22 protein-coding genes and 1 pseudogene are annotated in these 24,109 nt (G+C 63.0%); 8 read left to right on the top strand and 15 right to left on the bottom strand.

The genetic code is table 11. The features are described from left to right. Nucleotides 1–321: 321 nt before the first annotated feature. The 3 genes from CE_RS02230 (at nt 322) to CE_RS15345 (ending at nt 3,742) form a co-directional block, all read left to right on the top strand. Nucleotides 322–2,595: a heavy metal translocating P-type ATPase gene (locus tag CE_RS02230; protein ID WP_006770354.1), complete on the top strand. Its 2,274-nt coding sequence runs from the start codon at nt 322–324 to the stop codon at nt 2,593–2,595. 13 nt (nt 2,596–2,608) lie between these two features. Continuing rightward, entirely contained in the window at nt 2,609–2,935 is a 327-nt protein-coding gene (locus CE_RS02225) for a metal-sensitive transcriptional regulator (RefSeq protein WP_006770355.1), read from the top strand. Nucleotides 2,936–3,082: 147 nt separating this feature from the next. Continuing rightward, a complete protein-coding gene (locus CE_RS15345) occupies nt 3,083–3,742 on the top strand; it encodes a hypothetical protein (RefSeq protein ID WP_006770356.1) in 660 nt (219 codons plus the stop codon). 5 nt (nt 3,743–3,747) lie between these two features. On the opposite strand, the gene CE_RS02215 is transcribed toward CE_RS15345, so the two are convergent. The 3 genes and pseudogenes from CE_RS02215 to CE_RS15570 form a co-directional block, all read right to left on the bottom strand. Next, a complete protein-coding gene (locus tag CE_RS02215) occupies nt 3,748–4,965 on the bottom strand; it encodes a Bcr/CflA family efflux MFS transporter (protein WP_011074967.1) in 1,218 nt (405 codons plus the stop codon). Continuing rightward, nucleotides 4,911–5,939, bottom strand: a complete 1,029-nt coding sequence (locus tag CE_RS15575; RefSeq protein WP_331270736.1) for a hypothetical protein — start codon at nt 5,937–5,939, stop codon at nt 4,911–4,913. Before CE_RS15575 ends, CE_RS02215 begins: the two co-directional genes overlap by 55 nt. 27 nt (nt 5,940–5,966) lie before the next feature. Continuing rightward, nucleotides 5,967–6,900, bottom strand: a pseudogene (locus CE_RS15570) (phosphoketolase); the annotation flags it as partial. Between CE_RS15570 and CE_RS15510 the strand changes: the two are divergent. Continuing rightward, entirely contained in the window at nt 6,850–7,047 is a 198-nt protein-coding gene (locus tag CE_RS15510) for a hypothetical protein (protein WP_197535357.1), read from the top strand. The pseudogene CE_RS15570 and the gene CE_RS15510 sit on opposite strands and share 51 nt — an antisense overlap. Before the next feature lie 75 nt (nt 7,048–7,122). Here the strand turns inward: CE_RS15510 and deoC are convergent, their stop codons facing one another. Further along, nucleotides 7,123–7,791: a deoxyribose-phosphate aldolase gene (deoC, locus tag CE_RS02200; protein WP_173362561.1), complete on the bottom strand. Its 669-nt coding sequence runs from the start codon at nt 7,789–7,791 to the stop codon at nt 7,123–7,125. Between the two features lie 71 nt (nt 7,792–7,862). Here deoC and purU point away from each other — a divergent pair, with 71 nt between their 5' ends. Beyond that, the gene (purU, locus tag CE_RS02195) at nt 7,863–8,780 is read left to right on the top strand and encodes a formyltetrahydrofolate deformylase (RefSeq protein ID WP_006770360.1); all 918 of its coding nucleotides are present in this window, start codon (nt 7,863–7,865) and stop codon (nt 8,778–8,780) included. 474 nt (nt 8,781–9,254) lie between these two features. After that, the gene (locus CE_RS02190; RefSeq protein ID WP_035110044.1) at nt 9,255–10,229 is read left to right on the top strand and encodes an Abi family protein; all 975 of its coding nucleotides are present in this window, start codon (nt 9,255–9,257) and stop codon (nt 10,227–10,229) included. Between the two features lie 257 nt (nt 10,230–10,486). On the opposite strand, the gene CE_RS02185 is transcribed toward CE_RS02190, so the two are convergent. The 5 genes from CE_RS02185 to CE_RS02165 all read right to left on the bottom strand — a co-directional run bounded on the left by CE_RS02185 (nt 10,487) and on the right by CE_RS02165 (nt 15,035). After that, entirely contained in the window at nt 10,487–12,070 is a 1,584-nt protein-coding gene (locus CE_RS02185; protein WP_006770362.1) for an MDR family MFS transporter, read from the bottom strand. Beyond that, on the bottom strand, nt 12,067–12,687 hold the full coding sequence (locus tag CE_RS02180) for a TetR/AcrR family transcriptional regulator (RefSeq protein ID WP_006770363.1): 621 nt from the start codon (nt 12,685–12,687) through the stop codon (nt 12,067–12,069). The genes CE_RS02185 and CE_RS02180 overlap by 4 nt, the downstream gene beginning before the upstream one ends. 179 nt (nt 12,688–12,866) lie before the next feature. Then, on the bottom strand, nt 12,867–13,163 hold the full coding sequence (locus CE_RS02175; RefSeq protein WP_006770364.1) for a DUF2516 family protein: 297 nt from the start codon (nt 13,161–13,163) through the stop codon (nt 12,867–12,869). Nucleotides 13,164–13,185: 22 nt separating this feature from the next. Beyond that, nucleotides 13,186–13,644, bottom strand: coding sequence for a CGLAU_01105 family protein (locus tag CE_RS02170; protein WP_231295178.1), 459 nt, complete (start codon nt 13,642–13,644; stop codon nt 13,186–13,188). Nucleotides 13,645–13,670: 26 nt separating this feature from the next. Beyond that, on the bottom strand, nt 13,671–15,035 hold the full coding sequence (locus tag CE_RS02165; RefSeq protein WP_006770366.1) for a DUF445 domain-containing protein: 1,365 nt from the start codon (nt 15,033–15,035) through the stop codon (nt 13,671–13,673). Between the two features lie 87 nt (nt 15,036–15,122). On the opposite strand from CE_RS02165, the gene CE_RS02160 reads away from it, so the two are divergent. Further along, nucleotides 15,123–16,109 (top strand): winged helix DNA-binding domain-containing protein, encoded by a 987-nt coding sequence (locus tag CE_RS02160; protein WP_006770367.1) that lies wholly within the window; start codon nt 15,123–15,125, stop codon nt 16,107–16,109. Here the strand turns inward: CE_RS02160 and CE_RS02155 are convergent. The 6 genes from CE_RS02155 to CE_RS02130 all read right to left on the bottom strand — a co-directional run bounded on the left by CE_RS02155 (nt 16,106) and on the right by CE_RS02130 (nt 22,100). Next, entirely contained in the window at nt 16,106–16,291 is a 186-nt protein-coding gene (locus CE_RS02155) for a hypothetical protein (protein ID WP_006770368.1), read from the bottom strand. The genes CE_RS02160 and CE_RS02155 overlap by 4 nt on opposite strands. A 273-nt stretch (nt 16,292–16,564) precedes the next feature. Then, on the bottom strand, nt 16,565–18,013 hold the full coding sequence (locus CE_RS02150) for an IS1182-like element ISCef1 family transposase (protein WP_006770545.1): 1,449 nt from the start codon (nt 18,011–18,013) through the stop codon (nt 16,565–16,567). A 117-nt stretch (nt 18,014–18,130) separates the two neighbouring features. Continuing rightward, nucleotides 18,131–18,469, bottom strand: a complete 339-nt coding sequence (locus tag CE_RS02145; protein WP_035110066.1) for a hypothetical protein — start codon at nt 18,467–18,469, stop codon at nt 18,131–18,133. Nucleotides 18,470–18,544: 75 nt separating this feature from the next. Next, nucleotides 18,545–19,294, bottom strand: coding sequence for a succinate dehydrogenase/fumarate reductase iron-sulfur subunit (locus tag CE_RS02140; RefSeq protein WP_006770370.1), 750 nt, complete (start codon nt 19,292–19,294; stop codon nt 18,545–18,547). Further along, nucleotides 19,294–21,306, bottom strand: a complete 2,013-nt coding sequence (locus CE_RS02135) for a fumarate reductase/succinate dehydrogenase flavoprotein subunit (protein ID WP_006770371.1) — start codon at nt 21,304–21,306, stop codon at nt 19,294–19,296. Before CE_RS02135 ends, CE_RS02140 begins: the two co-directional genes overlap by 1 nt. A 20-nt stretch (nt 21,307–21,326) precedes the next feature. After that, a complete protein-coding gene (locus CE_RS02130) occupies nt 21,327–22,100 on the bottom strand; it encodes a succinate dehydrogenase cytochrome b subunit (protein WP_011074957.1) in 774 nt (257 codons plus the stop codon). A 539-nt stretch (nt 22,101–22,639) separates the two neighbouring features. Here CE_RS02130 and ramB point away from each other — a divergent pair. Beyond that, nucleotides 22,640–24,064 carry an acetate metabolism transcriptional regulator RamB gene (gene ramB / locus CE_RS02125; RefSeq protein WP_006770373.1) on the top strand — a complete coding sequence of 475 codons (1,425 nt, stop codon included), beginning with the start codon at nt 22,640–22,642 and terminating at the stop codon, nt 24,062–24,064. Nucleotides 24,065–24,109: the final 45 nt, after the last annotated feature.

Here is a 24,109-nt window from a genome sequence, read left to right as displayed (position 1 = left end):
AGTTGTGGAATTTACAATTGCGAGACACCACCCGGCGAAGACACTGTCGCGTGGACTCAGTAGTTTTTACCACTACATTTTCGTTTTATCTCAGCAACCTCCTTTTATGTCTTCTTTCAAGTTTCGAATTACGAATGCTTGCACCCCGAGAAGTCATTCGACAGCACCTTCTAAAACCATCAAATTGCCCGATCCCACCCGTGCAGCCGTGCGCATGGTCGCCCCGGAATGACCTCCGCCAGAACCCCCTTGCCACATACCCCCCAGGGGTATATCCTGGAGGGCAGTGAAACATACTTTGAAAGGGAGGATTGATCGGCAATGGACACCATGCCACGGGCGGTGAATCTGATTGAGCTTGATCTCGGCGTGACGGGTATGACCTGTACGTCCTGTTCCGCGCGGGTGGAACGCAAGCTCAACAAGGTCGACGGTGTGGAGGCGTCCGTCAACTACGCCACCGAATCAGCGTCGGTGAAATACGATCCGGAGAAGGTCACCGAGGATCAGCTCATCGACACCATCAAGGGTGCCGGTTACGGTGCCTTCGCGCTGTCGACCACCACCCCGGAGACCACCACCCCGACCACCGACGCCGACGCCGCCACCGGTCAGGAGCGTATCGACGCCGCCCGCGACGCCGAGGCCGATGACCTCAAACACCGCCTGATCATCTCCGCGATCCTGACGGTGCCCATCACCCTGCTCAGCATGATCCCGGCGCTGCAGTTCACCAACTGGCAGTGGGCGGTGCTGACCATGACCACCCCGGTGTTCTTCTGGGGTGGCGCACCGTTCCACAAGGCCACCTGGGCGAATCTGCGCCACGGGTCCTTCACCATGGACACGCTGATCTCGCTCGGCACCACAGCCGCCTACCTGTGGTCACTGTGGGCGTTGTTCATCGGTAATGCCGGCATGCCCGGGATGACCATGGAGATACACCTGTTCCCCACCGATTCCTCCATGGATGAGATCTACCTGGAGACCGCCGCGGTGGTCATCACCTTCCTGCTGCTGGGGCGCTGGTTCGAGACGAAGGCCAAGGGCCGCTCCTCCGAGGCATTGCGCAAGCTCCTCGACATGGGTGCCAAGGACGCCGCAGTCATCCGCGATGGCCATGAGGTGCGCATCCCCATCAGCCAGCTTGAGATCGGCGATGTCTTCATCGTGCGCCCGGGCGAGAAGATCGCCACCGACGGCCGCGTCACCGACGGTTCCTCCGCGGTGGATGAATCCATGCTCACCGGTGAATCCATCCCCGTCGAGGTAACCAAGGGGTCCAAGGTCACCGGCGCCACCCTCAACACCTCCGGTCGCCTGCTCGTGGAGGCCACCCGCATCGGGTCGGACACCACGCTGGCACAGATGGCCAAGCTGGTCACCGAGGCCCAGTCCAAGAAGGCCCCGGTCCAGCGTCTGGTGGACCGGATCTCCCAGGTGTTCGTACCGGTGGTCATCGTCATCTCGATCCTCACGCTGGCCGGTCATCTGCTCTTCACCGACCACGGCCTGGCCGCCGCCTTCACCGCGGCCGTCGCGGTACTCATCATCGCGTGTCCGTGTGCGCTCGGCCTGGCCACCCCCACCGCCCTGCTGGTGGGCACCGGCCGCGGCGCGCAGCTGGGTCTGCTGATCAAGGGCCCGGAGATCCTCGAATCCACCAAGAAGGTCGACACCATCGTCATGGACAAGACCGGCACCGTCACCTCCGGTGTGATGTCGGTCCACGATGTCACGACCGCCCCGGGCTTCGACCGCGATGAGGTGCTCACCCTCGCCGCCGCCGTGGAATCCGCCTCCGAACACCCCATCGCCCAGGCGATCGCCGCCGCACCCAGGGCTGCATTGCCCGAGGTCACCGGTTTCCAGAACACCGCCGGGCGCGGCGTGACAGGCGTGGTCGACGGTCGCACCGTCACCGTGGGTCGCCCCTCAAGCACGCTTGACGACGCCCTCTCCGCTTCATTCACCCAGGCCCAGAACCAGGGAGCCACCCCCGTGGTGGTGATGATCGACGGTGTCAACGCCGGTGTCATCACCGTGCGCGACACCGTCAAGGACACCTCCGCCGAGGCTGTTGCCGGACTGAAGAAACTCGGCCTGACCCCCATGCTGCTCACCGGTGACAACCTGGGTGCCGCCCGGGCGGTGGCCGCGGAGGTGGGTATCGCGCCGGAGCATGTCATCGCTGAGGTGATGCCGGATGAGAAGGTATCGGTCGTCAACAAGCTCCAGTCGGAGGGCCGCAACGTCGCGATGGTCGGTGACGGCGTCAATGATGCCGCGGCACTCGCGCAGGCCGACCTCGGCCTGGCCATGGGGGCGGGCACCGACGTGGCCATCGAGGCCTCCGACATCACCCTGATGAACAACGACCTGCGCTCCGCGGTCGATGCGATCCGCCTGTCCAGGCGCACCCTGGGCACCATCAAGGGCAACCTGTTCTGGGCGTTCGCCTACAACGTGGCCCTGATCCCCGTCGCCGCCGCCGGATTCCTCAACCCGATGCTCGCCGGTGTGGCCATGGCGTTCAGCTCCGTGTTCGTCGTGACCAACTCCCTGCGCCTGCGCCGATTCTCCACCAACCACTAGAAAGACCCACCCCATGACCACCAGTGACCAGGTGTGCTGTGGCAGCAGCGATGAGCACCAGCACGGCTACATCGACGAGAAGAAACGCTACCTCGCCCGGCTCAAACGCATCGAGGGCCAGACCCGCGGCATCCACCGGATGATCGACGAGGAGCAGTACTGCATCGACATCCTCACGCAGATCTCCGCTGTGAACTCCGCCCTGAAGAATGTGGCCTTCGGTCTGCTGGAGGACCACATGAAACACTGCGTCCGCGACGCCGCCGAACTGGGTGGCGAGGAACTGGATGCGAAACTGAAGGAGGTCTCCGAGGCCATTGCGAGGTTTTCGAAGGCGTGACGGCCTGACGGCTTGACGGCTTGACCCCGGCGCGCAGTCTGCGGCGCCGGGGTTTTGTTATGCAAATTTGTCCTTCGGCGGGGTCCGGTGGGCTGGTTTCCGTGTCACGATTGTAGGAAGAGTTGGACGCGGGAGAAGGAGCAGGACATGACCGATATGAACAATCAGTATCCGGGTGACACGCCGCCCCCGGGGGACGGGTACGGGCAGGATGAGGCCCGGGAAGAGGTGCGCGATAACAACCGGACCCTCACGGTCATCGCTACCGTGCTCGGTGTGCTGCTACTCATCGCGGCGATCGTCATCGGGTGGATGTTGGCCACCCGGGATGACGATGATTCCACCTCGGCCGCCGACACGACCACCACTTCCACCACCCCGCTGACCACACCGGTGGAGACGGTCACCGCAACCTCCACCGAACCGGATCCTGTCACCGTGACCAACACCGTCCCGGTGGAGGAAACCACCCAGACCATCACCCAACAGACCACCGCGGCACCACCGGCTCCCCCAACCACAACGGCTCCGGCACCGGGCCCGTCCTGTGATCCGGAGGCTCTCCGGGCGGATGGCCATGACTTTGTCGACGGCCTGCTGTTCTGCGAATCCGGCTGGGCGCGCGGTGGCCAGGACCAGTCCGACTACGTACGTATCTTCCAGTGGGTGAACGAGTCCTGGGAGATGTATGCCCCCACCGGTGAGTCCGCGGTCACGGGTTACCCCTGTTATGACACCCAGGCCATGGCCGCGCAGGGTGCACCGTCGGCCCTGATCAACCAGACGCTGGACTGTTCAGACGGTTAATCAGATTATGCCCGCGGCCGGGCGATCCAGGAGGCGATGAGGCCGAGCAGTGCGGCGCCGACGAACACCATGGCCATGGGTCGGGCGTCCACACCGAGGATGCCCACCAGTGGTGGTGCCATGGCACCGAGGACCGACTGGGTGAAACCGATCACCGCGGAGGAGGCACCGCCGCGCAGGGGGCTGGAATCCATCGCCAGGGCGGTCGCACTGCCGGAGATCAATGCCACCGGGGCCACGGCCACCGCCAGGGCGGCGATGTACCAGGCCACATGCAGTTCCAGCAGCACGGTGGCCAGCACCAGCACGGCACCGAGGAACAGCACGACCAGGCCGGTGCCCACGGCACGCACCGCGGTGAAGGTGCCAAACGGGGTCTCACGGCCGATGATTCGGGAACCGGCGATGCCCACACCGGCCATGATCAGCGAGAGCACCGCGCCGGTGATGGCATAGCCTGCCGGGGTGAAGCCGTGGAGCTGCTGGAACACAAACGGTGCGGAGGAGACATAGGAATACATCGCCATGAAGGAGAAGCTGACCACGGCGGTGTACATGACAAAGCGCAGCATGTTCGGGGTGGTCGGGGTCTTCTTCTGGGGCCCGGCCTGCGCGCGGACGCCGTGGGTCTCGGGGATGCGGATGAAACTCCACACACCGACCACCGCGCCCAGGCCCGCAAGCACCAGGAAGATGGTGCGCCAGGTACCGAACGCGAGGATCAGCGACCCCAGCAGCGGTGCCAGGGCCGGGACGATGAGGCCGGCGGCGGTGATCACGTTGAGGGCGCGTGCGGCACGATCGCCCTGGACCATGTCATGGACGATCGCGCGTCCCAGCACCATGCCGGAACTGGCCGCAATACCCTGGAACAGGCGCAGGACCAGCATGATCTCCAGGGTGGGGACAAAGGAGATGGAGATGCTGAACAGCACGAAGGCGATGATGCCGACCAGCAGCGGACGACGCCTGCCGAACCTATCGGACAGCGGGCCGATGACGATCTGGCCGAGCGCCAGGCCGAGAATATAGACGGTGAGGGTGAGCTGCGCGGCACCGGTGGTGATGCCGAGATCCTCAGCCGCCATGGGTAGGCCGGCGAGATACGCGGCGGTACCCAGCGGGGGCATGGCGGAGACCAGGACCAGCAGTGCGACAAGACCGCCGGTCAGGGCGACGGCGGCTGTATCCGATCTGCGGGCGGTATCGGTAGGGGTGGACAAGGCGGGCCTCTTCTCTCAACAGGTATGCACACTGAAGCGGAGGTCCTCATCGAGACCCCACGACAGACACCATACCCCAGGGGGTATATTTCCGCCACAGGGGACCGTCGACAAGCTTGTCGACGCACGAAACCCCCGCCCGGGGGTTCGCCGGGCAGGGGCCACAGGGGTCTTAGCGCTCCGGCAGCGGCGGGCGCTGGACGTGGGCATCGGAGGCGGGCTTGCACTCCAGATCCGGGGCCGACGTGGTCCTTGGCCTCATCCAGGGACATGTACTGCAGCTGCGGCTGCTTGTCCTGGATGACCAGGTTGACCTTGTTCCTGTCGGCGAAGATCTTCTCGGAGACCACGGCCAGGGAGTTGGCGTCGACAGGCAGGTAGATGCGGCCGACCGCCTTGTTCATGTTGAGCACCACGTTGAGCAGCTCCGGGGCCTGGTGGGAGAAACCGTTATGGTCATTGCGCCAACAGGTCGACGACAACAGGATGTTCAGCGAGGGGGTCTTGGCGCGCCAGTCGAGATGGTTGGCCTCCTGGAACCACTTGCCCGCCTGCATCGTCATGGATGCCGACACCATGCCGAAGGCCTCATAGGAGGCGTACAGGCCATGGCGGCCGGTGAGGTTATACCCGTCGAGCCAACCGTGGCAGTTGTGCTCGGACAGCACCTCCATGACGCGGCCCTTGCGGGAGAGTTTCTCATCGATGAGGTCGGTGCGCTCCATGAAGGTGCGGTCGGAGACCTCGAAGACGGCACCCAGGCGGTTGGAGTTGGTCTCATCCGGGCAGAAGAGGCGGAAGTTGTCCGGGTTGTCCTCGTAGGCATCGCGCATGATCTCACCCAGGGTGCGGGTGGATTCGGCCTTGATGCGGCCGCGGGTCTCGTCGGTGACCTCGCGCTCGTAGTTGCTCAGGTCACGGAGCTTAAGATCCCTGGTCAGCAGGCCGCCGTTGGCGTGCGGGTTGGCTGACATGCGCAGCTCACCCGCCGGGTTGTTGGCCCTGACCAGGTCGGTGAGGGTGCCGTCGGGGTTGAACAGTTCCTCCGGGCGGTAGGAGCGCAGCCATTCCTCCAGCAGGCGCAGCTGCTTCTCGTCCTCCTTCATGCCGTCCAGTGGAACCTGGTGGGAGCGCCAGGTGCCCTCGTAGATCTTGTGGTCGACGGTGTGGGGGCCGGTCCAGCCCTTCGGGGTGCGCAGGATGATCATCGGCCACACCGGACGTTCACCGTCCCAGTTCTCGGAGCAGGCTTCAGTCTGGATGGCCTTGATGCGGTCATAGGCGTAGGTCAGGGCATTGGCGAAACGCTCGTGCATCCACGGCAGATCCTCACCCTCGACCCAGATGACCTCATAGCCGTGGCCTTCAAGCAGGGCCTGGACCTCATCGGGATCCTTGCGGGACAGGACGGTGGGCGACGCGATCTTGCCACCGTTGAGGTGCAGGATCGGCAGGACAGCGCCGTCATGCTCCGGATTGAGGAAGGAGACGGACTTCCAGGAACCCTCAAGGGCGCCCGTCTCTGCCTCGCCGTCACCGACGACGGCGGCGACGATCAGATCCGGGTTGTCGAAGGCGGCACCGAAGGCGTGGGACAGGGCGTAACCCCTCGCCGCCCTCGTGGATGGAGCCCGGGGTGGTGACCGATGCATGGGAGGGGATGCCACCCGGTGAGGAGAACTGGCGGAAGAGCTTGGCCATGCCGTCGGCGTCAGCGGTGATGCGGGGGAAGCACTCGGTGTAGGAGCCCTCCAGGTAGGAGGCGGACACCACTGCGGGGCCACCGTGTCCAGGGCCGGTGATGTAGATGAAATCCTGGTCGGTGTGCTTGATCAGGCGGTTGAGGTGAGCGTAGATGAAGGACAGGCCCGGGGAGGTTCCCCAGTGGCCGAGGAGGCGGGGCTTGATGTCGTCGGCGGTGAGCGGGCGCTCCAGCAGGGGGTTGGACTTGAGGTAGATCTGGCCAACGGTGAGGTAGTTGTTGGCGCGCCATCAGGCGTCGATCTGGCGGGCTTCTTCACGGGTAAGGGCGGGAACTGTGGTCATACCACTAATTTTAAAGGTGTGACCAATGCCTGCTAATGTGGAGTGTCATTTATCACTCTCATAGGCACCCATTGTGCGGCAGGTCATAAACATGTCTCTGTTCTGCTGCCGTTATGCCGGCGCACCCTCCAGGATCGCACGCGCATTGGAGGTGCCGATGCGCGTGGCACCGGCCTCCACCATGGCCACCGCCTGTTCCCAGGTGCGGATACCACCGGAGGCCTTCACACCGATCTGCCCCTGGGCGGCGCCGGCCAGGACCCGCACGGCTTCCACGGTGGCACCACCGGCGGGGTGGAAACCGGTGGAGGTCTTGATGAAATCAGCACCCGCGGCACGGGCGGCGTGGGTGGCCACCTCGAGGGCAACATCATCCACCACCGCGGATTCCACGATGAATTTCAGGGTCACCGGTGAGGCGAGCGCCTCGCGGATGGCGACCATCTCCGCCAACAGGGCATTGTCATCAGCGGCTTTCACCGCGGCGATATCCAGCACCACATCCACCTCGGACGCACCGTACTGCACCGCTAGGCGCGCCTCGGCGGCCTTGACCAGCGGGGCGGATTTACCGTGCGGGAAACCGGCGACGGTGGCGATCCGCAGGCCGGCATCCTGGGCGCGTTTGGTGGCGTTCATCATGGACGGCGGGATGCAGATGGTGGGGACGCCGAGGGTGAGGGCATCGTCGATAAGCGCCTGGAGGTCCGCGGTGGTGACCTCGGGGCCGAGCAGCGTGTAATCAAGAATCGAGGCCATCTCGGCCCGGGTGATAGTCATACCCATCAGCCTAGTGACCGATGCCCACCCCGGATTAGTAAAGCCCTGGCCATGTACGTAGAATCCGTGCAATGACCCCGAGTTTCACTGAGATCCGTAACCGTCCCGGCACGGCGCCCGAAGAGCGCCAATATGTGCTCACCTTCGGCTGCCCCGACTCCACCGGAATCGTGGCGAAACTGTCGTCGTTCCTCGCGGAACGCGGAGGATGGATTACCGAAGCCGGATACTTCACCGACCCGGACAGCAACTGGTTCTTCACCCGCCAGGCCGTGCGCGCCGAATCCATCGACATGGAGATCGAGGAACTACGCGAGGAATTTGCCGCCTTCGCCGAGGAGGAATTCGGCCCCCGCGCCCGCTGGCAGTTCACCGACACCGCCCAGGTGAAGAAGGCCGTCATCCTCGTGTCCAAGGAGGGTCACTGCCTCCACGATCTGCTGGGACGCGTCGCGGAAAACGACTACCCCATGGAGGTCGTCGCGGTCATCGGCAATCATGACAACCTGGAGTACATCGCCAAGAACCACGGCGTGCCCTTCCACCACATCCCCTTCCCCAAGGACGCCGTGGGCAAGCGCCGCGCCTTCGATGCCGTGACGGAGATTGTCAATGAGCTCAACCCCGATGCCATCGTCATGGCGCGTTTCATGCAGATCCTGCCACCCGACCTGTGCGAGATGTGGGCCGGGCGTGTGCTCAACATCCACCACAGCTTCCTGCCGTCCTTCATGGGCGCGCGCCCCTACCACCAGGCACACAGCCGCGGCGTGAAACTGATCGGCGCGACCTGCCACTACGCCACCCCGGACCTCGACGACGGCCCCATCATCGAGCAGGACGTCATCCGCGTCACCCACAAGGACTCCCCCACCGAGCTGCAGCGCGTCGGCCGTGACGCAGAGAAGCAGGTGCTGGCCCGCGGCCTGCGCTTCCACCTCGAGGACCGCATCCTGGTCTACGGCAACCGCACCGTCATCTTCGACTAACGTCTCGCTTGTCGACGAAACCCCCTCAGCCCCGCCCGTGCACCAGTGTTGATGGTGCGCCGGCGGGGCTGCCTGCTGTTCCCGGTGGAAGAATTTTTCGACACAAGTGGGATCTCCGGAGGCTGGTGTGTCGAATTTTTCACGATTTCCCGGCGCTTCCCTTCGACTTTTTCGACACACCACCGCCGCTCCAGCCGGGCTGTGTCGAGATTTAATCACTCTCCTCGACGTCCCCGTTGCTATGGAGCCATTCGAAGTCCATGCGGCAGGATCACGGACGTTTGGTTTCTAGCTGTATTGCCCCGTGACGTTGTGAACACAATGGTTCGGTATCATCTTGCCCGGAATTCCGGCCTGGTTGGCGTTTCGTGAGGGTTCCACTTGTTGGCCAACCATGTTAAGCTGATTCCATCATGATCAGTCCGCTCGCCACCTTGGTGGCTCGGGCTGATTTTCATTTCTGTGGAGATGCCCATGGCCCAGTATCAAAAACCCTGGCTGAGCGTAGAAGACCAGGTTCAGAAACTTAAGAGTCGGAATCTAGAGATCGGCGATTCCTCCAAAGCTGCTCAGGCGCTGATGCGGGTAGGTTATTACCGTTTGACGGGATACCTGCACCCTTTCCGTGAGAAGGTGGTTCATACTGGTGACGATGGAGTCCCCCAGGTCACCCTGTTGAGTTCTTATGAGCCGGGAACAACCCTTGACCAGGTAATGGCTCTCATTGATTATGATCGCCACCTTCGGTTACTCATGCTCGATGCCGTCGAGCGGATTGAGATCTCGGTGCGCATGCGCATCGGGTACACCCTGGGCAGAAAGTCACCATTCGCTCATCTCGATAGTTCTACTTTTGAAGAGAACTTTGTCCGTCGTTACAGGCACGGTGCGTGGGTGGCCAAAGCTCAGGAAAGTCATCAACGTTCACATGAGATGTTCGTCAAGCATTTTGAGGATGCCTATGAAGGACAGCTACCTATCTGGGCATTGACCGAACTTCTAGAGCTCGGCCAGCTTGCGGTACTCTATGGAGGTTTTCAACGGGAACTCGCCACCGAGCTGGCGCAAGGGTACGGGGTGCACACGAAGACACATTTCCGCAGCTGGTTAGCCAGCATTAATGACGTGCGGAATTTCTCTGCTCACCATGCGCGCTTGTTCAACCGCAAGCTCGTACACGCTCCGAAACGTCCCAAAGCGGGTTCTATCCCCCTGCTGGAGCATCTAAATGAGCCAGGCTCTTCGAAAGGTGGCTTTGGGCTTTATAATGTGATCGCCATTATGGCTTACCTGCTCTCCAATATTGAACCAGAGACAACCTGGCCAAGACAGGTTGTTGAGCTTGTTGAGAAATTCCCGGCTACTGCGTATCTCGATATAGAATCCATGGGTTTTCCTCCCCAGTGGAAAAGACTAGAACTGTGGATCGGGGCCTCTCCACCGTCCTAAACGTACGGTTTCTTATATTCTTCACTTCAAGGAGAATGCTCATTCAAGAAATGAGCTGTGCCGCTTCTTGCCTATGCGGTCCATGTTTATAGCTCGGAGACTGCACGGTGATCTTCGAGGAGTTGCTTTTCTGCACAGACCAGCCCCGACTGGCACCATATTCAATGGTGTGCAGTCGGGGCTAGTATTTTCCTGGTAGAAGTTTTCGACACACACCGCACCCAACGGGCGGTCTGTGTCGAAATCGTCAAGCACTCCTAGTCGATCGTCTCCTTGAGGTGCTCCTCCTTGATGAAGAACAGCAGCACAGCAGACAGGACGGCAACGGGGACCAGCATGAGGAACACCGGGGTCAGTGCGTCGTTGTAGGCCAGCTGGATGGCATCGCGGATGACGGCGGGCAGGGTATCCAGCATCTGCGGGGTGAGGTTCTGCATGGCGGAACCATCGGCCATGCGGGCGGCGAAGTCGGCGCCCTCCTCCCTCATCGAGGCGACGGCGGGGGGCACGTTCTCATTGAAGCGGCTGATCAGGTTGCTGGTGAACAGGCCACCGATGAAGGCGGAGCCCACGGCGCCACCGATCTGGCGGAAGAAGTTGTTCGCGCCGGTGGCGGTGCCCACGATGGTGATCGGGAAGGAGTTCTGGACGATGAGCACGAGGATCTGCATCGCCATGCCCAGGCCGAAGCCGAAGATGAAGAAGTAGAAGCCGATGGTCACGAGGGTGTCGGCCGGTGAGAGCGTGGACAGCAGGAACAGGGCGACGACCATGATGAGCATGCCGGTGAACGGGTACCACTTGTATTTACCGGTCTTGGACACCAGGGAGCCGACGATGGTGGAGGTGCCGATCAGGCCGATCATCATGGGGATGAGCATGAGGCCGGCTTCGGTGGGGTTGAGGCCGTGGACCATCTGGAGGTAGGTCGGCATGTAGGCGAGGGTGCCCATCATGAACAGGCCCACGCCCACACCGGCGACGGCGGTGAGCACAAAGTTGCGGTTGCGGAACAGGTACATCGGAACCAGCGGGTCGACGGCGCGTCGTTCGACGAACACGAAGATGACGGTCGCCACCACGGCGGTGATGATCATGCCGATGATCAGCGGGGAGCCCCAGTCGTATTCATTGCCGCCCCAGGTGACGGTGAGCACGGTGGCGGTGGTCGCGATCGCGAGGAAGACGCCACCCAGCCAGTCAATGGTGATCTTGCCGCGGGCCCGCACCGGCAGTTTGAGGAATGCCGCGATGGAGAGCAGCGCGACGATACCGAGCGGCACGTTGAACCACAGCCCCCAGCGCCAGCCGGGTCCGTCGGTGAACCAACCACCGAGCAGGGGGCCGAGCACGGAGCTGAGTCCGAAGACGGAGCCCATGATGCCCATGTACTTGGCGCGTTCACGGGCGGTGGTGACGTCGGCGAGGATGGCCTGGGAGAGGATCATCAGGCCACCGCCGGCGACACCCTGCATGGCGCGGGCGACGATGAGCACGGCCATGCTCTGGGCCATGGCACCCACGGCGGAGCCCACCACGAACAGCGCGATGGAGAACATGAACAGGTATTTGCGGCCGAACTGATCGCCGAGTTTGCCGAAGATCGGCAGTGAGATGGTCTGGCCGAGCAGGAAGGCGGTGACCACCCAGGACATGTGGTTCACGCCGCCGAGTTCACCGACGATGGTCGGCAGGGCCGCGCCGAAGATGGTCTGGCCCAGGGCGCTGAGCAGCATCGTCAGCATGAGGGCGCCGATGATCAGCGGGAGATTCTTCTTTTCCACGGGGGGTTCAACGCTGCTTTGCGACGCGATCTCCCGCTCATTATCTATCTGTGTCATTTATTCGATCCATCTTTGAGAAGAAAAATATCATTCAGGGCTTTCCGGCAGCAGTCTGCGAAATCCGCGGATGCTGCATTATCAAGTTCGTGCCAGGCGCGACTTCCCTGGTGGACGGCGGTGAGGAGCAGTCCGACGATGGTGATGGCCTCGACCTCCGGAGCATCGGCGAGCCGGCGGGCATCCGGCCAGCGGCGCAGATATTCGGCCACCAGCTCCTCGAGGGCTGCCCGGGCTTCGTGGATCCGGGCGAAGTGTTGCATGGCCAGGGTGGGATGGTCGGCGCGGATGCACCTGCGTCGGCGCCTGATCTCATCGGTCAGTCCGGGGCCGGTGCCGTCATGGTCGCCGAAGAGGCAGACCATCTGATCCAGGGCCGCGCGGAGCAGGTCCGGGTGTTCGGTGTCCAGGAAAGCCTGGCGTTCGTCCTCGGTGGGCACCCGCGGGCCGGGCCCGACGACGGCGACCTCCTTGGATTCCACATAGTTGAAGAAGGTTCGTTTGGAGATCCCCGCCCCGGCACAGATGTCGTCGACGGTGACGTCATCGAACCCACGCTCCAGCACGAGGCTGGTGGCGTGGTCTTCGATCGCCTCCAGGGTCTGTCGGCGCTTCATCTCGCGCAGCGAGGGTTGTTCTGCACTGATCACATCAGTAAACCTAGTGCAAACTTGCACCGAGTGCAATATTGCACCGGGTGAAGTCTGCCTAGCCAGAAGCCCCCAGTGACCCAGCGCATAAAAAATCCCCCGCCCGGGGAAACCCGGGCAGGGGACGCACTCCAGTAAACGCTGAGCTACCAGCCACCATTACCACTGAGGATGTTCTGGATCTGGGGGCGCACATCCCACCAGTACAGACCCACAATCACCATGCCCACCCAGGTGAGGAACGGCAGGCCCAGCAGCAGCGCGAAGCCGGAGACACCCAGCAGCGCGGTCCAGATCAGTTTGCTCTGGCGTCCGGCCACCTCGAAGGCGTCCTCGCGGGTGGTGGCCACCATGAAGGCACCGATGAAGGCGAAGAGCGCGATGACCAGGTAGATGCCCTGGACGATCCATCCGGTGGCGGTTAAGAGCAGTGACAGGTCCATGGTGGCGTGGTGCTTTCCTCGTCTAGGCGCTGGGGGTGTGCGGGTCGTCGGGGTTGGTGACAACTTCACCGTCGATGATATCGTCTCCCGCGTCATTTGTGGATTCGGCAGTCTCCGCAACACCGGCCGAACCGGCCCGTTTCGCCCGCACCTTGTCCACGGTGTCATCGAGTTTGTCGCGGGAGCTTTCCACCACGGACGCGAACCTGCTCTTCACGGCCACCGCCTCGTCGGTGTCCCTGGCCTCCCCCACCGCGGCCTTCACGGAACCGGCGACGTCCTTGATGAACTCCCCGGCGTCCTTGGCAAAATCCTTGCCGGCCTCCAGGTAGTCCCCGCTCTTCGCGGTTTCCATGGCCTCGCTGGCTTCCTTCTTCAGCTTGTCCAGCTTCCCGTCGGAGGTGACATCCTCGCGGACCTTCTTCACCACCTGGCCGGTGAGGTCGCCCAGGTTACCCAGCACGCTGTCCTTGTCGCTCATCGTCTCATCCTTTGTAATCAGAAGAATCAAGCACCAAACATCAGATGGGACACAGTGTAAATGGCCAGACCGGCGAGTGCACCCACAACGGTGCCGTTGACGCGGATCCACTGCAGGTCCTTGCCCACCATCAGTTCGATCTTGTCGGAGGCCTCGTCGGCGTCCCAGCGTTCGATGGTTTCGGAGATGATACCGGTGACCTCGGGGGCGTAGTTGTCGGCGAGGAAGGTCGCGGCTCCCATGAGGCGCCGGTCGAGGTCGGTGCGGAGGGTTTCGTCGTTAAGCACCCGCTCACCCCAGCGCACGGAGAGCTCGGCGATCTTGCGGCGCAGCATGGAGTCGGGGTCGGAGGCGGCGTCGATGAGCGAGGCGGACGCGGACGCCCAGATGGTCGGCGCGGCCTGGGTGACGGCCGCGGAACCCATGACGTCGTGTTTGATCTCCTCGACCTTGGTGATCATGCCGGCGTCGTACTGCAGGTCGGTGGCCAGTTTGGTGAGGAAACGGCGGATGGACTGGCGCGCCTCGTGGTTGGGATCGGTGGAGACGGCCTCGGTAAACTGGATGAGTTCACGGTAGACGCGGTCACCGACCAGCTCGTTGACAAACTTCGGCGCCCAAATGGGGCGGCGTTCATTGAGCAGGCGGTCGATCAGGTCCTCGGAGCCGAGCGCCTTCTTATGCACCCACTCCGTCAGCTGCTGCACCACGGGTTCGGCCTTGCCCTCGGCGATGAGCTGGTCGAGCAGTCGGCCCAGCGGTGGCCCCCACGCGGGTTCGGCGAGTTTGTCAATGAGCGCGGAGTTGATCACCGCCTCCGCGTCCTCCGGGTCGATCGCCTTGACCACATTCGCCGTCAGTTTGCCGACCTCCCGCGACACCACCTCGCTGTTCTCCGGTTGCGCGAGCCACTGCCCCGCCCGCTCCGGGATCTTCGCCTGGCGGACCTTCTCGGTGATCAGCTGGGCGTTGAGGAAGTTCTCCCCCACGAAGCTGCTCAGCGCCACACCCAGTTCATCCTTCTTCTTCCGGATCAGCGCGGTGTGCGGGATCGGCAGACCCATGGGGTGCCGGAACAACGCGGTGACCGCGAACCAGTCCGCCAGCCCGCCGATCATCCCGGCCTCCGAGGCGGCGCGCACAAACCCCACCCAGGCGGCTGTGTCCCCGGGCCGGGTTTCGATATACCGGCAGATCAGGTAAACAACAGCCGCGAAGATCAGCAGCCCGAGCGCGAAGGCCTTGTGCCTGCGCAGTGCTTTTCGACGCTGCGCCTCCACCTCCGCCGACGGCCCCGGTACCGCGAGTGGATCCTTCTCCGGTCCGCGGACAGTTGTGACGGCGACCGTTCCGGCCGCACCGGTGGTTTCGGGCAGTTCGTGTTTTCCCATGTCACCATTATGGACGCTTACACCCACTCCCGGTATCCGGGGTTTCCCCCAACCCCTCCGTGACGCCTGCCACTATCCTGGGAGGGCATGACTGCACAGCTCACCCTGGACCACCTTCGTGGCGTACGCCTGATCGCGCAGCTGCTCGCCCCCTCGGCCGCACGCCCCCACACCCCGACCACCGCGGTGGGCGTGGCCAAACACATGCTGGCCACCCAGGCCCAGAACCGTCCTGCCTCCCTGCTCGCCATTGATCTGCGTTCCGGTGCCCAGGGCGGCACAGCCGAGGCCATCGGATCATCGTTGCTCATCCGCACGTGGAGCCAGCGCGGCACGCACCACCTGCTCGCAGCAGAAGACGTGCGCTGGATGACGTTGCTGTGTTCCCCACGCATCCTGGCTGCCTCCGCCAAGCGTCGGGGCAGTCTCGGGCTTGATAGCGCAGCTGTTGACAGCGCCCGCGACATCCTCGCGGAGCGGGCCACCCGGGCCGAGCAGCCTGTGACCCGCACCGAGGCATATTCGCTTTTTGCATCCGTGGGTGTGGATCCCGGGGACAATCGCGGTCAGCACTTGCTGCGCCACTTCGGTGGGGAGGGCACCATCGTGCAGGGCCCACCGCAGGGTTCGGAGGATACCTTTGTGCTGCTCGACAGCGTCTGCGTGTTATCGCTGGGACTGGAGGGCGATGCCGCCCTGGAGGAGATGACCGTGCGCTATGTCCGGGCCCGGGGCGCGGCCACCGCGAAGGATCTGCAGTGGTGGTCCGGACTCACGGTGGCCCAGGTACGCCGGGGCCTTGAACTGGCCAGCGATTCCAGGGAGATTCACCCCGTCACCGGCCCCCACGGGGAGGCGATGTGGATGCCGTCCTGGGCCCTGGATGTCACCGATGCGGAGATCCGCCAGGCACTGGAACCTGAACTGCTGCTGCCGGCCTTCGATGAATACCTGCTGTCCTATGCCGACCGCAGCCATGTCATGGACACCGAACACTCCACCACCATCGGCCCTGGCAAGAACGGGGTCTTCCGGGCCTTCCGCGTGGTGGCGGGTGAGGCGCTGCCAGCTTAGGCGGGAACTGTGCTGGTGGGCGTGGGCTCCGACACCGATCCCGAGCCCGGCCCGATCACCGGATCCCGCACCTCCACCTCCCCGGAGAAGATGCCCATGGTGAACCTGATCAGGCTGATGGCCACCAGGAGCGTGATCAGGCCGATCACCACCATCTGGATCATGCGGAAGTTGCCGGACATGGCACCCAATCTAAACCAGCGCAGATAGAAATGCCCACACCCGCTGCCCCTCGTAGTGAGGGAGAGCGGGTGTGGGTGGAGGTGCCTTGGGGCCCAGGGGGTTTTAGCCTAGGAGCGTGGGTCGTTAGTCGGTAGCGGGGGACACCAAAATTCGGTTCCCCAGAGCCACCACCGGCCCCGACCCGCCCAGAATCACTCGATCGGACCCCGATATCCGCCCCCGGCAAGAAAGCCGTGGTTCGGGCCACCGGGCCTGCCGGTTTCCCGGCGGGCTCAGGCCGTCTGTCGGAAGGAAAACAGCTTCAACAGGTTATGACACCCCGCCACCAGATCCCACTCCGCCCGAGCCGCCGCCAACCCCCGCAGCACCACGTGCTTGCCCTGCCGCGTGGCGATCTGACCGAACACCGGCTCGATCACTGACTTACGTTTCCCGTACACCGCCTTGCCCCGCTTCGTGCGCAGCCTACGTCCCATCCGCTCCCGTAAGGTGGCATCGTTAGGGATCCTGCCGCGTGGGGCATCCGGGATCTTCTCTCCGTGTTTGACCCGCCCGGTCGCGATGAAAAACTCCGTGTCGTGCGTGTCCTCCAGGCCAGCGACTTCGGTGAGGTTCTTCTTCGAGCAGTACCCGGCATCCATCAACCACCGGGCCGGCCAGACCCCCAATTGCTCAGCCGTGGCCAGCACCATCGGCACCGTCGCACCGACATCGGTGGCGGTGTTACTCAACTCGGTGGCCACGATCACCTGATGCTCAGCATCCACCACCGTCTGCGCGTTATAGCAGTAATCAAACCCACCGGAACTCAGCTTCATGATCCGGGCATCCGGATCCGTGAAATTACGCTGCGCCGAGGGTTTCACCACTGCCGTATCCGCCGCGGCCTGCCCCTTGTCCGCGACCGTGTCGTCATCATCACCCCGGTCCCGTGCCTTGGTTTCCGCCACCTGCCGTGCTTTGTCCGCGGCGTCCTGTTCCAACTGCTGGCGCGCCCGACGCAGCGTTGCCAACCGGGCGGACCGGCTGACCAACTCCTCAGGCAACTCATCACCGCGGGCATCGACCCCGTAACGCTGATCCTCGACCTCATCCGTGGTCGCCGCATCGTTAAGCATCTGCTCGACCTGCTCAGCCAGCTTCTCCTCGGCCGGGACCAGGCGCTGGTAACTCATGGCCTTACGACGGGAGGCATTCGCCTGCACCTTCGTCCCGTCCAACGCAACCGTGCCCAGTTTCACCATGCCCGCTTCCCGGCACAGGGCCAACGCCTGGACAAACACCCCGGCCAACGCCTGAAGGTGGCGGGCCCGAAACCGGCTAAACGCCCGGAAATCCGGGCCTGCGCCAGCGGCGAGCCAGCGAAACGCCACGCTGTCGATACACGCTGTTTCCAGTTTCCGGGAGGACCGTACCCCGGTGCAGTAGCCGTAGAGCATGACCCGCAGCATCATCCGGGGATCATAGGGTGGGCGCCCCTTGGACCGGGTGTAGGAATCATAGAACCCGGTCAGATCCAGTTCCGTGTCGACGAGGTCGGCGATGAACCGGGCGAGGTGGTTATCAGGCAGCCACTCATCCAGCGACGGCGGCAGCAGCATCACCGCGTGGGGGTTGAACGGGGCGAAGCGTTTATCCACCGGCGCTTCCACCGGGTCCGGGGCCGGGACCCGCTGGAGAGTCTCTTCGGGGAACAAGCCATCATCGGATCCACCACTCATGGAGGTTATTATCCCACGTCACCCAGCAGGACCGGGGGGAGACACCCGGGTTCAGGTCACCGACTAAAGACCCACGCTCCTAGGGGCCGTGACGGCAGGTCTGGATCTAGAAGAACTCTAGTGCTCGCGACCGGTTTCCTTGACGTACCTGCGGTACGGTGCCCGACCCTTCCAGATCAGCACGAAACCAATGATACCGGTGATGATGAAGAAGATCGCACCGAGGATGATGTAGAGCATCCAGTTGTCAGGCTGGGTTCCGACGGAGTTTGCACCCCAGCCGAAGAGGACGACTCCAATGCCAGCGAGGGAGACCAGCAGAAAGCCCATGCCGGTCCACGTGGTACCACGCTCCAGGGAGGAGTGCGGAGCGGAGTAACTCACCGGGGTGTACCCATCGATGTAGTTCATACGCTCAGGAGCTGACTTGATGTAACTCGCGTGAGATTCGGACATGGCGTTCACTCGTCTTTCTTGTTGTTATGAAGCCGTTCAAGCGGACTGCGGTGTGCTCTTAACCTGGACTCTAGCCTAGTTGTCTTTGCCTCGGAAAGCGGCACGTGCGCGTTCCTTGTTGATGGCAGAAACAGCGGTCAGAGGGATACCTGCCGGGCAGACATCCGCACACTCACCGTAGAGGGAGCAGTGACCGAAGTTGGTCTCCATCTCATCGATCATCTTACGGGCACGCAGGCCGCGCTCTTCCTTGCCCAGGGGCAGGAGGGAGAGGTGGACCAGCTTGGAACCGGTGTACAGGTGGGCTGCACCGTTCGGGCAGGCGGCGACGCAGGCACCACAGCCGATGCAGGCAGCGTGGTCGAGAGCGAGCTCAGCGACCTCGTGGTTGAGGTGCAGGGTGTCAGCGTCCGGTGCGGTACCGGCGTTGACGGAGATGTAACCACCCTGCTGAACGACGCGGTCCAGAGCGGAACGGTCGACAACCATGTCCTTGATCACCGGGTATGCGGCGGAACGCATCGGCTCGATCTTGAGCACATCGCCATCGTTGTAGCTGACCAGGCGCTGGGCACAGGCGGGCTTGTTCTGGTCGGCGCCGTGGGGGCGACCGTTGACCAGCAGACCACAGGTGCCACAGATGCCTTCGCGGCAGTCGGAGGCGAATGCGAAAGGCTCGCGGCCTTCCTCGATGTAGCGGTTGTTCACGTGGTCGAGCAGCTCCAGGATGGACATCTGCTCAACTGCGTCGGGGACCTCGACGGTTTCGAACTTTCCTTCTGCCGTCGGACCTGCCTGACGCCAGATCTCAAGTGTCAGTTTCATTACTTGTAGTTCCTTGTCTGCAGCGGGATGGACTCGAAGAACAGAGGCTCTGCGTGGCGGATGAAGGTTCCATTCTCGCCTGGCTCCCATGCGGAGACAAAGCACCAGTTCTCATCGTCACGTTCTGCTTCGCCGTCCTCGGAGAGGTGGTCGTCGCGGAAGTGTGCACCACAGGACTCATCGCGGTCGAGGGCATCGATGCACATGAGCTCACCGAGGTCGATGTAGTCGGCAACGCGTGCTGCGTTCTCGAGGACCTGGTTCATCTCGTCCGGGGTGCCGGTGATCTGAACGTTGTTCCAGAAATCCTCGCGGAGTGCGCGGATCTTGGCGATGCCGTCCTGGAGGTCCTTGATGTTTCGGGACACACCACAGGAGAAGTACAGGATCTCGCCGAGCTGGCGGTGGTAGTACTCCGGGCCGTGTGGGTTGTCGCCCTTGATGTTCATCAGGCGGTCGATACGTGCCTGGGCGCGCTCGAGTGCCGCCAGTGCCTCGGGTGCGTCCTCTGCCAGTCGCTCCTGACCCAGCAGTGGGCCGAGGTAGTTCGGGATGGTGAACGGCAGGGTGAACCAGCCGTCAACCGATGCCGAGAGCAGGGAGTTTGCACCGAGACGGTTGGCACCGTGGTAGGTCCAGGATGCCTCACCGGCTGCGAACAGACCCGGGATGGACGTCATCTCATTGAAGTCGGTCCACAGGCCACCCATGGTGAAGTGGCAGGTCGGGGCGATACGCATCGGGGTGGTGTAGGGGTCCTCGCCGATGGCCTCTTCGTACATGACGAACAGGTTGGAGTAACGCTCGCGGATGGTGTCCACGCCGAGTCGCTCGATGGCGTCGGAGAAGTCCAGGTACGCGGCATTGTGCATCGGGCCGACACCGAGACCGGCGTTGATCTGCTGGGAGATCGCACGGGATGCCACGTCGCGGGGGACGAGGTTACCGAATGCCGGGTAGCGGCGCTCCAGGAAGTAGTCGCGCTCCTCCTCCGGGATGGAGTTGGGGTCGCGGTCGTCCTTCGGGTTCTTCGGGGACCAGATGCGGCCGTCGTTACGCAGCGACTCCGACATCAGGGTGGTCTTGGACTGCCAGGTGGAGTTCACCGGCAGGCCCGTCGGGTGGAACTGGATGAAGGACGGGGATGCCAGGTAGGCGCCGGCCTCGTAGGCACGCATGATCGCCGAGGCGTTGGAGTTCTTCGCCAGGGTGGACATGTGGTACACGTTGCCGTAACCACCGGTGGCCAGGATCACGGCGTGTCCGGTGTGGACGGAGAGCTCGCCGGTGATCAGGTTGCGCATGATCAGGCCTTCGCAGCGCTTCTCACCGTGACGCTCGGTGACGATGACGTCGACCATCTCGTTGTGGGTGAACATCTCCACGGATCCGAGGTGGATCTGGCGGGTCAGTGCGGATGCGGTGGCCAGCTGCAGCTGCTGACCGGTCTGTCCACGGGTGTAGTAGGTACGGGAGACCTGCACACCACCGAAGGAACGGGTGGCCAGGGTGCCGCCGTATTCGCGGGCGAATGGTGCACCGATGGCGTTCATGTGGTCGATGACGCGGGCGGACTCGATGGCCAGACGCCAGCAGTCGGACTCGCGGCAGCGGTAGTCGCCACCCTTGACGGTGTCCTTGACGTGGCGGTAGGCGGAGTCATTGTCCACCTTCTTGCCACGGGCGGAGTTCACGCCACCCTGGGCGGCGATGGAGTGGGCGCGTCGTGCGACGTCGTGGTAGGTGAACGCCTTCACGTCGTAGCCGAGCTCACCGAGTGCCGCGGCGGCGGCGCCACCGGACAGGCCGGTGCCGACAACCAGGACGCGGAACTTGCGACGGTTCAGTGGGGAAACAAGGTTCATGTGGTCCTTGTTGTAGTCCCACATGTCCTTCATCGGCACGCCGACCGGCTCGTTGGCATCCAGGACGGTGCCTGGCTTGACCTCCGGAAGGATGGACGCCGGGTGGTTGAACTCCGGGCGTGGAGTCGTCTCAGTTTGAATGCTCATATATATTCCTAACCTTCTACCTAGCTAATCCAGCCGAGTGCGATCACGAGCGGAATAGAGACATTGCCGATCAGAACCAGTGCCGGGACGATGTAGGCAACTGCCAGCAGGATCGCCCTCCAACGACGGCCCGTGATACCGAGGTCGCTGACCGCAACCCAGATACCGTGGGACAGGTGCACGAAGAGCACCAGGTTGGCAATGATGTACCAGATAGCCACAGGCCAGCGGCTGAAGGTGGCAATCAGGTTGGCGTAGACCGCACCATGTTCGAAGGTCTCCGGGGCCGCGGGCTGAACGCCGACGGTCAGGTCGAGGACGTGGAAGATGATGAAGGCAAGCAGCACGATGCCGGTGACCAGCATGGTGCGGGTGGCAAAGGTGTTGTATCCACCCATCATTCCGGTGCGGCTGAACTTGCCGCGGGAGTGGCGGGAGCGGGAAGTCAGTGCGAAGGCACAGTAGATGTGCAGCACGAGAGCAACCAGCAGGATGATACGAAGGATCCAGAGGATGGACTCGTATGGGAAGAGCGGTTCACCGATCTCACGCAGGAACGAGCCGTAAACATCGATCTGGCGTTCACCCGGATGTGTGGAGTCGGCTCCATAATCCGGCATGAAGAATTTCAGGTTTCCGATCATGTGGACGAGAACGAAGCCACCGAAGATCAGGCCGGTGATGGCCATGGTCAGCTTCATTGCCCATGTCGGGTATGCGGGGCGCTGACGCAGCGCCTCCGTCGTAATGTATCCGTGACGGATTGCCTCACGGTCGGGATTTCTAACAGTCATGGCACCTCCAGTGTCGAGATCACTCTACTTCTAGCGTTCTTCGTTTAACTAGTTATGATCAGGCAGCTGTGAGAATGCTGGGGCCGGTTCAAACCCCGCGATGTGGAGTTTTTAGGCTAGCCTCACCTCGCGCCCCTCTGGAGCCGCCCGAAACGACCCCGATCTACCTGCGGAAACGTGGGTCTTAACCGACATTTAGCCAGGCAAGTGATACTGCTCACAAGGATCTGTTCGCGGAAGATATTAACCCCGTTTGGTATCAACCGAAAAGTTTAGTCGGCACCCTTATCTATCAATCCGGGAACTTTTCTCAAGCCTTCCTATTCCAGACCCGCCACTCCCCCACCGATACCCGGGGACTCCCACCACGCAGGGAAAAGTCACCGACCGCTCCCCCGGCGCGCACGGGTGCGCACCGCGGTGAGGGCGGCGTCGACAAGCGGGTTAGCCCCTCGGGGGTAGGACAGCGAATACACAAGTTTGCAAAACCTCAGTGCCAAGAATGGTTAAGGTGACCCTGATCACGCTATAGTCATGCCATGGGTAAGACATATGTAGGGTCCAGGCTGCGCCAACTGCGCCGGGAACGCGACCTCAGCCAGGCCTCCCTGGCCGCCACGCTGGGGCTTTCTGCAAGTTATGTGAATCAGATCGAACACGATGTACGGCCACTGACCGTCCCTGTGCTCCTGCGCATCACCGAGGCCTTCGGTGTGGATGCCACCTTCTTCTCCCGCGATGATGATTCCCGTCTGCTCGCGGAGGTGCAGGATGTCATGCTCGACCGGGAGATCAACCCCTCGAGCATCGAGCTGCAGGAACTGTCAGAGATGGTCTACAACCATCCGCAGCTGGCGCGCGCCATGGTGGAGATGCACCGCCGCTACCGCAATGTGCGGGACAAGCTCTCCATCGCGGTGGACAACCGGCACAACTCCCCTGAGGAACGCCGCCCCATCGCCGAGGCCGTGAGCATGCCGCATGAGGAGGTCCGTGACTTCATCTATGCGCGCCAGAACTACTTCGACACCCTCGACCGCCGCGCGGAGGCGATCGCCGCCCAGCTCGGCTGGCAGCCCTATGATGCGCGCGCCATGGAGGATGCCATCACCCGGCGCCTCCAGCTGGATCACAATGTGACCATCGAGAACTCCACCGAGGAATCCGGGGTGCTCCACCACTTCAACACCGAGACCCGCGTGCTCAACGTCCACGCCCGCCTCACCCCGGGCCAGAAGGCCTTCCGCCTGGCCACCGAACTGGGCTACCTGGAGGCCAATGACCTCATCGAGGGCATCGTCGACGACGGCCACTGGACCACCCCCGAGGCCCGCACCCTGGCCATTCGCGGTGTGGCCTCCTACTTCGCCGCCGCGGTCATGCTGCCCTACAAACTCTTCCACTCCGAGGCCGAACGCTCCGGCTACGACATCGAATACCTGGGCCAGGTTTTCGGCGTGGGCTATGAAACCACCGCCCACCGCCTGTCCACCCTGCAACGACCCAACCTGCGCGGCATCCCGTTCACCTTCGTGCGAGTTGATCGCGCCGGCAACATGTCCAAACGCCAATCCGCCACCGGATTCCACTTCACCCACTACGGCGGCACCTGCCCCCTGTGGAACGTGTTCGAGACCTTCACCAACCCCGAGAAGGTGCTGCGACAGTTCGCGCAGATGCCCGACGGCAGGAACTACCTGTGGATCTCACGCACCGTGCGCCACCACCAGGCCCGCTTCGGTGACACCGGCAAACTCTTCGCCATCGGCCTGGGTTGCGAGGCCCGCCACGCCGACCGCACCGTGTACTCCCGCGGCTTCAACCTCCAGGACCTCTCCACCGCCACCCCCATCGGCTCCGGCTGCCGCGTGTGCACCCGCGAGAACTGCGCCCAACGCGCCTTCCCCTCCGTGCACAAACGCATCGACATCGATGCGCATGAGTCGACGGTGGCGCCGTACTAGGGTGCTTGTCGACGAAAAGATCTCCCCATTTTCCCGTGGCGGAGA

Origin of the sequence: Corynebacterium efficiens YS-314, from assembly GCF_000011305.1 — a bacterium.
In the GTDB taxonomy this organism is placed as follows: Bacteria; Actinomycetota; Actinomycetes; order Mycobacteriales; family Mycobacteriaceae; genus Corynebacterium; species Corynebacterium efficiens.
This window is presented reverse-complemented; position numbering and strand designations above follow the sequence as displayed.